Genomic DNA, 8,046 nt, shown 5'->3' on the forward strand with positions numbered 1-8,046 from the left:
TGGTCTGGCTGGGGGAACTCGCTTACTACGAGCCTTATGTCGACTAGGGCGTGCCCGACGGCCACGAGGTCTATGTTCTTCTCGCTACTCAAGACTACTTCACCAGCTCGAAGGCCTCTTCCGCTGTCCTGCCTTCGTGGACTACCGCGGCTATAGCCTTGACCGCCTTCTCGGGGTGCGGGTGCCTGAAGACGTTCCTGCCCACCACAACACCGCTGGCCCCAGCCCTCATAACGCTCTCGACGTCGCGTAGGAAGTCTAGGAAGTTCTCTCTAGCGGGCCCTCCGCTCATCAAGACCGGTGTACCAGCAGCCACCTTAACCACCTCCCTGAAGGTCGCCTCGCTGCCGGTGTAGTAGGTCTTAATGAGGTCGGCCCCGCTCTCAATAGCGGCCCTCACACCGTACTTGACGACCTCGACGTCGTACATGTTCCTGATACTTGGACCCCTAGGGTAGGCCAGCTGTAGGCACGGGATCCCGTACCTGTCCGCTTTCTCCTTTACACTGAACCACCTCTCGAGCATCTGGTCCTCGAACTGGCTACCCCAGTACACGGTCACGGCCACAGCGTCCGCCCCGAGAGCGATCGCCTCCTCGAAAAAGCCGAAGACGCTCTGCCGAAGCCTCTCGTCGGGCGGCCTCAGGTTCGTCTTACTAGTCAGCTTCACTATCAGACTTGTTTTCCCAGCCCAAATATCCCATGTACGGTAGGCCATAGCCGGCAGCATCATAATTGCGTCAACTCCCCCTTCTACGACCCTGGAGATTATACTCCTAGGGTCGATCGATTCGGGTGGAAAGTCCGAGGGGCCGTGTTCAACGCCGTGATCGAAGGCGAAAACGACTGCTTTACCCTGCTTGAGGATCCTGGAGAGCCTCAGTTTCTTTCCTACCAGGGAGTACAACCGCCGTCCCCAATGGTGGAGTATGGCTGGCGTAGCATAATAACTTGCTATCGCCCCCCTACATAGTCATGTCGTACGGATGGGCGCTGGCCGTGGCGAGGGCGCAGGGCTCTTCGCAGGGAGACCAAGCTCACAGATTGTAACCGAGCACGATCGTTAGTGTAGAGACGAGAGATATCAGGACGTTGTCGTCTAGGTAGGGCGGGAACTCGAAGTGTTCGACTACTGAGGCTGCTATACCGGCTATAACACCTAGCAGACCCGCGTATTGGTAGCCTATCACCGTCGCAACAGCGAGCATGCCGATATTGCCTAGCCACGACTTTGTCCTGCGACCGTACACCAGGTTCCTTATAAGCCCTGTAACAGCGTCTCCGAAAGAGATAAACAACGCCGGCACTACAGCGTAGAACGGGTTTGAGGTGGCCACCCACACTACTAGAAGGGATGCCCCCCACGCTAGACAGAAGTTGACTTCGTACCAGTTCTCGCTCGTCTGGAACCAGCTAAGTAGGTGCCCTCTTCTGTGAGGGATGAGCAGGAGAGCCGCCAACGCCAGGGCAAACATGAACGGGACCAGTGGCGACGTGAATAGGTAGGGTGTGAGGACGGCTGTAACTCCCCCGGCCAGCATGTGTATGATCTTCCTGTTGTAGTAGACGGCCACGTTGTTTTTGACCCCTCGTAGCACGAGTACGCGGTAGAGCACTTTGGTCAGCCAGAGGCTAGCTAACACAAGCCCCAGTAAGAGGAGGGCGTAAACCACCTCCGCTACAGGTCGCTGTGGAACCAGAGAGCTAAGCAGGTCCATTCCCAACCCGTGTATCCCTTCATCACAAAGTTTTGCTTAGAGGGGCCAGCAAATAAAAGCTTATCCGTTACCGTGTGAGCTCGTACATGCCTGCCGCCTGGCCGGTCTAGCCCGAGACAACAGGTTAATTAGACCGAGTGGGCGCTAGTTTTAGTTTGATCGACAATTGAGCCAGGTGGTATTGTGCCCAGTGAGCGGATCGTGGCCCTCGTTTTGCTGGTCGCAGTACTTATATCTCCTCTCGTGTCGTCTTCGGAGCTAGTCAACTACAAATACGTGAGGACGGTCGTAATACACGCTCCGGCAGTTAGCTCGAGCGGTGTCGGGATCCTCACCAATATAACACTGAGCATCGCGTACCCGGGTAAGGGGCGGGTCTACTTTTCCGCACTACCGCTGACGGAGCTAGACACCCAAGCAGCAGCCCGCGTTGCCGCTTGGGTCGCCGCTAGCATTAGTGGTGCCAGCTTCTACGACTACGACTACTTCGTCTCGATGGAGGCGAGCGCGCCGGTCGTTGGCGGGCCGAGTGCCAGCGGGCTTATGACCGTGGGATTCCTAAGCCTCTTCCTCAACGCCACTATTAAGCCGTACGCTACAATGACGGGCATGATCAACCCGGACGGCTCGATCGGCCCTGTCGGCGGGATTAAGGAGAAATTGGACGCGGCCAAAAGTATGGGCTTCACGCTGTTCCTCATACCCTACGGGCAGAGGTACTACACGTATCCCGTTGTCAACCAGACGGTCACGCCATTCGGTATAATCAGGCGTGTCACCTACGTCACCATAGACTTGGTCAAGTATGGGCAGGAGATAGGCGTGAACGTGGTAGAAGTTAAGACGGCCAGAGAGGCGTTCCAGTACCTCACGGGCTATTCTATCGCCTGCCCTAAGCAGGCCGAGATCGCCCTACCTAATGTCGTAATAAACACCGTGAATAACGTCACGTTTAAGACTCTAAACGAGACTTCGAGCAACCTAGACCAGGCCCAGGCGATGCTGAAATACATATCAGCGAATGCCCTCTACTACGACTACGTCGCCCGGTTAATAACCACGGCGAGAAACTATGCGACGAACGCGACCCACTACTCGGCCTTGAACATGAATATAATAGCGAACTCGTTCGCGTTCAGGTCGCTCGTCTACTCTACATACGCTCTATGGCTCGCGCAGTACTTGAGCGGGAGGCTGAGTTTCGATGACATAGTTAAAAAAGTCAATGACACGATTAACGAGGCGTCCCGTCTCTTCGAGAAGGTACAGCCATTCAGTCTCACGTACTTCGGCCTAGAGGCGTTTATCGACAACCTGGCCTCGTACTACGACTCGCAGATACTGCTCTACACCGCGCTCAACTCGACCAGTCTAACCAGCCAGCTCTATTTGCTGGCCTACGCCTACAGCGAGGCGAGGTTACTCAGCGACTGGATGGGCCTCGTCGAGTCTTTGAAAGGGGGACCCCTAGTTAACGAGAGCCTGGTGAGCCAACAGGCTATGACCCTGTACTCTCTCGCCTCGACTACTGTACCTTACGCACAGACTCTCTCTAGCGAGGCCGGCGTAAGCGTGGACAGCCTCACCCTGGCTAGTGACTACTACGCGGCCGCCCAGCAGGCATTAAATTACAACGACACACTCGCCCTAATAGGGCTGAGCATCTACGCCTCAGCTTACTCTAGCCTGGCTCTCCACCAGATGTTCTCTCAAGGGCAGGCGATCACGAGAGACCTGGTGAAAACTGTGGGTGACGAGGCCTTCTGCCTCTTGGCGAGCACAAACTTCTCCTCCATTATGGCACAGATATACTACGAGTACGGCCTCGAAGCTTTGAACGCCTCCTCGTTGGACGAGGCGCTGGCAGCGTTCTCTATGTCGATCCTTTACTCGCAGGCAGTCGAGCAGGTAGGCGCTAGAGCGCCTAGCCACATCTCACCCTTTACAGAAACACCGGTTCCGCTGACAACCACGACTGTACCTCCTCTACAAACCACGGCTACTGGGGGTGTAACCCAGACGCCGGTCTCTCCTAGAATGCCTTTGGCCACGGCTGTGATCATAAGCGTCATAGCGTTGGTTTCCTTGGTCATTGGCATAATCCTGCTTCTGAAGGGCACGAGGTACCCTAGGTGAGAGAGTTGATAGACGACAAACGTAGCGTAGCTGTAAACATGTACAGGAGTCTTTTCAAGGCGAGCCTGTTCTTTATAGCAGGCCTACCAGCCTGGATTTCCGGTATACTGATCTCGGCGACCTCGGTTATACACATTGTCATGTACGCTCTTAGGGTCTCGACAACTATAGGGGTCCTCAATTATCTACCCGGCATTGCTCTCATCGAGGCGGGCTCTCTCCTCCAGCTAGTCGGCCTCTACTACTTGTGGGGTTTCTTAAAGTCGTCGTACTGGGACGACCACGTAGTGAGGCCTCTGAGCACGGTGGTTCTAGTCGGTTTTGTCGGCGGCGTGGTAACGTCTATGTCGCTGGCACTAATCCCTCTCTCATTTCTATTTATGAGCATAGGGTACATGGGCCTCGGTGGTGTACTCCTGAGGTTGTACAAGCTCACTAACATACCAGAGCTTTACGGTGCCTCCATCGTGTTCCCTATAAGCATATCTACACTGCTTACGTTGAGTATAGTAGGCTGGGTACTCGTTCTATCCGTCTCAGCGAGAAGTCCTCGTGCCTTGTAAAACCTCGTAGACTGTTGTCAGGTTTATACGCCAGGCAATCCATCTCTAGAGATGGTCAGGTGATGCGATGAACATATTCTACGGGCTGTGGTGGTACAACCCCCTGGCAATGCTCTCTATAATGGTAGCTTACGTCCTCGGCATGTTGGTCATGATTCTTGGCTCGTACGTCATAGCACCGAGACTTGCGAGCAGAATAAGTGGAAAACTCTCCCTGAGAACCTCGATGTTCCTGCTAGGGGCTATCATAGTAATTGGTGGTATAGCCGGCCTACTCTTCCTCGCCGGGCTGGTACTAGCTGCTATAGGTGTCCAGGCCGACCCGGCTACCGGCCTCGCACTAGTTCTCGGCGTGGTCCTCACGGTCCTGATCCTAAACGGGATAACATACCTGATCTCACCGCTGATGATCAACATCATGTACAGGGCCCGTAGAGACGAGGACCTCCAGAGGCTGGTGGACGAGGTGGCCCGCCAGGCAGGCTTCAAGAAGCCGCCGAAGGCCGTGGTGGTTGAAGGGCCTCCCAACGCGTTTGCCTACGGGAACTTCCTCGCCGGTAGGTGGGTTGCGGTATCTAGCGAGATGCTTAGGATCACCAGTAGAGACGAGCTGAAAGCCGTGATAGGGCACGAGCTAGGCCACCACAAACACGGCGATAACGCTATAATGCTGTTCATGGGGCTGATCCCCAGCGTCCTGTACTACTTCGGGCTTATGCTGGTCCAAGCCAGCTTCTACTACTCGGGCCTTTCTTCGCGGAGAGACAGGAGTAGCGGGGGTATAGTGTTCCTGGCAGCCGGGGTCGCGGCTATCATCCTCAGCTTCCTCATGCAAATACTGGTGCTGGCCTTCAGCAGGTTGAGGGAGTACTACGCCGACGCTCACGGGGCTGGCGTGGCTGGCGCTAGAAACATGCAGAGAGCACTGGCTAAGCTCCACGTCTACTACAGCTACAACAAGTACGCTAAGGCGTCTCTGAGCGAGAGCAAGCTGAGAGCCCTGTTCATATACGCCTTCACGGAGGCCTACGCTAACCCCTACTACCCAGCCTTCTTACCTAGACCCCCCGGCGACTTCTCGGGCATTGACATAGACGAGGTAATCGACGAGCTGAGGAGGACTCAGACTAGCAGCCCCGAAGAGTTCTTCAGCACACACCCGCCCATCCCGAAGAGAATAAGGTTCCTCGACCGCCTAGCGACAGGGTTCGAGAAACTCTAGAGTCAGTGTGAGCTCGAGGTCTTCATCTCTTTTTCCGAAGCTGCCCACTTCATCACTAGAGTGCTATATTTACAAGAAAAGGTTTTATTCCTGTTCCTCCAGCCTAGGACCTATTATGCACCCGAGGTCTGTGAGCTCCTGGGCTATCTTCTTGGCGGCCTCCTCTACCTCCTTCTCCTCCTTAGCACCCGTGATAACCATTTTACCGCTACTAAAGATCAGGAGAACTACACGCGGCTCCCGCATCCTGTGAATCAGGCCCGGGAACTGCTCGGGTTCGTACATGCTGTCCTCGAGCATGTAGGCGGCCTTCTCCAGGTTTACTAGTGCGTGGATGTCCCCGCTAGCGACGATGTTCTGGATCTGAATCCTGGGTTTACCGGTTATCCTTATACCGTGCCTCGCCAGGATCCTTATCATCCTCTTCACCACTTCGATCAACTCGTTGGTGCTCTTCGTACCCGTTACAACCATTTTGCCCGACCTAAAAATGAGGGCGGTCGCCTTAGGCTTGTCGAGGCGGAATATCAGCCCGGGGAACTGGTCTGGTCTAAATGTGATGTTTGGGATCTTTGACTCGAGGAGGTCTAGGTCTATCCCGTGCTCCAGTATTACAGTAGCGACGATGTTCTCTATCCTCGTCGTAGGCCTTGCAACAAACTCCATTAAAAGCACCTTATCACGAAAGATATCTGGTAGTGAAGGTATTTAAGCATATTAAACGGTTGATTCAAGCCCTGTGCCTCTCCACGGCTGGCATGGTTACGCGTACAAGCAGATAGCCCGCAAACTAGGCCGGAAACAGGGCGAGCAGTATCCTTGATAACAATGGGGATAGAAAGAACACGTATAACAGAAGTAGAACCGTTGTCTCTAGGTAGCTCTTCTTGAGTAAATAGACTAGCTCGTATGCGGCATTGTTCAGTAGTCTCAGCTTCACGGTGGACGTTGCCATGTACAACCCCCTCGAGAAGGGTTTCGATTTGAGTCTTTTAACGCCGTCTTTTAAGCGCAGTATCGCCTCATCAGTCAAGTGCACCGGGATGTAAGTTATGTGAGCCCTGACGCCGGTCTCGGAATGCTCGTCGTTGGTAAGGACCTCTATAAGACCGTTATACTCCCCCTCCAGGGCGTTCAACAGACGGTCTCTAGACCCGGGCGCCATGTTGTTCCCCCTGAAGAAGACCATGAGCACCGGGTCCCTGCCGTCGCTACCCCGGATCTCCACGATCCTCGCCACTCCTTTGACTACACCGGGGGCTTCCACGTTAACCGATATAGACCTTACCATGGGCCACGTGGGATCCCTCTTCCTAGTCTCCCAGGCGGCCTCGACCGCCTTCGCGAGGGCGTCTTCTAAACCGCTGGTGTCAACCCTGCCAGCCCTCTCCCAGTTGTGGGACTCCACCAGCAGCAGGTGGCTATTCATTCTTCTGAGCACGATGTCCTTTAACTTCAGGTTGAAGGAGTATGGAAGGTCGTCGATCCCGACGTGGGGTCTCGACACTGTAAGGAGCAGTAGTTTGTCGAAGACTAAACCGAGGACCCTCCACTTATCGCTCGTCGTTATCTCGAAAGCGCCGTGGTAGAGAAGAGTCTCCCCCTCCTCGTTCACTAGTTTGACAAGTTGGGGTCTCAGCTTGGCTAACTCCCTTGTCGACACGACATCGCGGTCGTGGCTACCGAAGCCGTGGAATACGATGACGTTGTAGTTCTCGGAGAAAGTCTTCTCGAGCTCTTCGGGTAGGAGACTGCTTCCTACATTGGAGAACGGGCCGTAGTGTAGACTAGTATAGACGAGGAGAGTGTCCCCCGACCTGAGTACAGCGAGGTCTACGTCCCTAGGCGAGCCGACGCTCTCGAAAAACTCCTCTATCGACCTGTCCCGGTCTAGCCAGTTCCTCAAGAATAGCGTGCCGATGTCTGCGGCACCGTAGCCTCCAACCTTTCTTCTGTTGATCACCCTATACACCACGTAGTCTAATGCGGCGACTACAACGGCCCCTACTAGCGCGTAGGCTATCAGGCCCTTCTTCAACGTAGTGAGTACGGTGTAGAGGGAGACGGAAATCGACGAGATCGCGACGGGGACGGTGTATCGCACGAGCTTTGTTCCATCAAGGCTTAAGACCACTACGGATAGGAGGGACGCAGACGCCACCGCCGCTACTACCCAGCTCCCTAAAAGCCAGGCGTATATGAGGACGTATATTAGGGCCGTGAGGGACAGCCCCAAAACCCTCTTAGGTTTCCAGAAAACCGTCCCTTTTGAGAGGCGCGAGTAAACGTACAGTACAAGGAGGGAGACAGCGAAGTACGTCAAAAATGGCAACGACCCCTGCCCCATCAAGACTACTATTGCCACCAGAAAAACTACGATAACCGCCGCGAGTACTTTCCAGTGCGG

The 8,046-nt window shown here is 54.7% G+C and carries 7 protein-coding genes; 3 read left to right on the forward strand and 4 right to left on the reverse strand.

Annotated features, from left to right (window positions below):
• Nucleotides 1-94: 94 nt before the first annotated feature.
• Nucleotides 95-907, reverse strand: a complete 813-nt coding sequence (gene fba / locus ACP5VX_RS05375; RefSeq protein WP_428724863.1) for a class I fructose-bisphosphate aldolase — start codon at nucleotides 905-907, stop codon at nucleotides 95-97.
• Between the two features lie 130 nt (nucleotides 908-1,037).
• On the reverse strand, nucleotides 1,038-1,718 hold the full coding sequence (locus ACP5VX_RS05380) for a dolichol kinase (protein ID WP_428724864.1): 681 nt from the start codon (nucleotides 1,716-1,718) through the stop codon (nucleotides 1,038-1,040).
• 183 nt (nucleotides 1,719-1,901) lie between these two features.
• Between ACP5VX_RS05380 and ACP5VX_RS05385 the strand changes: the two genes are divergently transcribed.
• The 3 genes from ACP5VX_RS05385 (at nucleotide 1,902) to ACP5VX_RS05395 (ending at nucleotide 5,639) form a co-directional block, all read left to right on the forward strand.
• Nucleotides 1,902-3,854 carry a S16 family serine protease gene (locus ACP5VX_RS05385; protein WP_428724865.1) on the forward strand — a complete coding sequence of 651 codons (1,953 nt, stop codon included), beginning with the start codon at nucleotides 1,902-1,904 and terminating at the stop codon, nucleotides 3,852-3,854.
• Between the two features lie 5 nt (nucleotides 3,855-3,859).
• A complete protein-coding gene (locus ACP5VX_RS05390) occupies nucleotides 3,860-4,417 on the forward strand; it encodes a hypothetical protein (RefSeq protein WP_428724866.1) in 558 nt (185 codons plus the stop codon).
• Between the two features lie 67 nt (nucleotides 4,418-4,484).
• Nucleotides 4,485-5,639, forward strand: a complete 1,155-nt coding sequence (locus tag ACP5VX_RS05395; protein ID WP_428724867.1) for a zinc metalloprotease HtpX — start codon at nucleotides 4,485-4,487, stop codon at nucleotides 5,637-5,639.
• 84 nt (nucleotides 5,640-5,723) lie between these two features.
• On the opposite strand, the gene ACP5VX_RS05400 is transcribed toward ACP5VX_RS05395, so the two are convergent.
• Together ACP5VX_RS05400 and ACP5VX_RS05405 are read right to left on the reverse strand one after the other, a co-directional pair.
• Nucleotides 5,724-6,305, reverse strand: coding sequence for a TATA-box-binding protein (locus tag ACP5VX_RS05400; protein WP_428724868.1), 582 nt, complete (start codon nucleotides 6,303-6,305; stop codon nucleotides 5,724-5,726).
• Nucleotides 6,306-6,429: 124 nt separating this feature from the next.
• The coding region (locus ACP5VX_RS05405; RefSeq protein WP_428724869.1) for a DUF2070 family protein at nucleotides 6,430-8,046 on the reverse strand (1,617 nt) is incomplete at its 5' end.

It is taken from the genome of Thermogladius sp., assembly GCF_049970955.1.
In the GTDB taxonomy this organism is placed as follows: domain Archaea; phylum Thermoproteota; class Thermoprotei_A; order Sulfolobales; family Desulfurococcaceae; genus Thermogladius.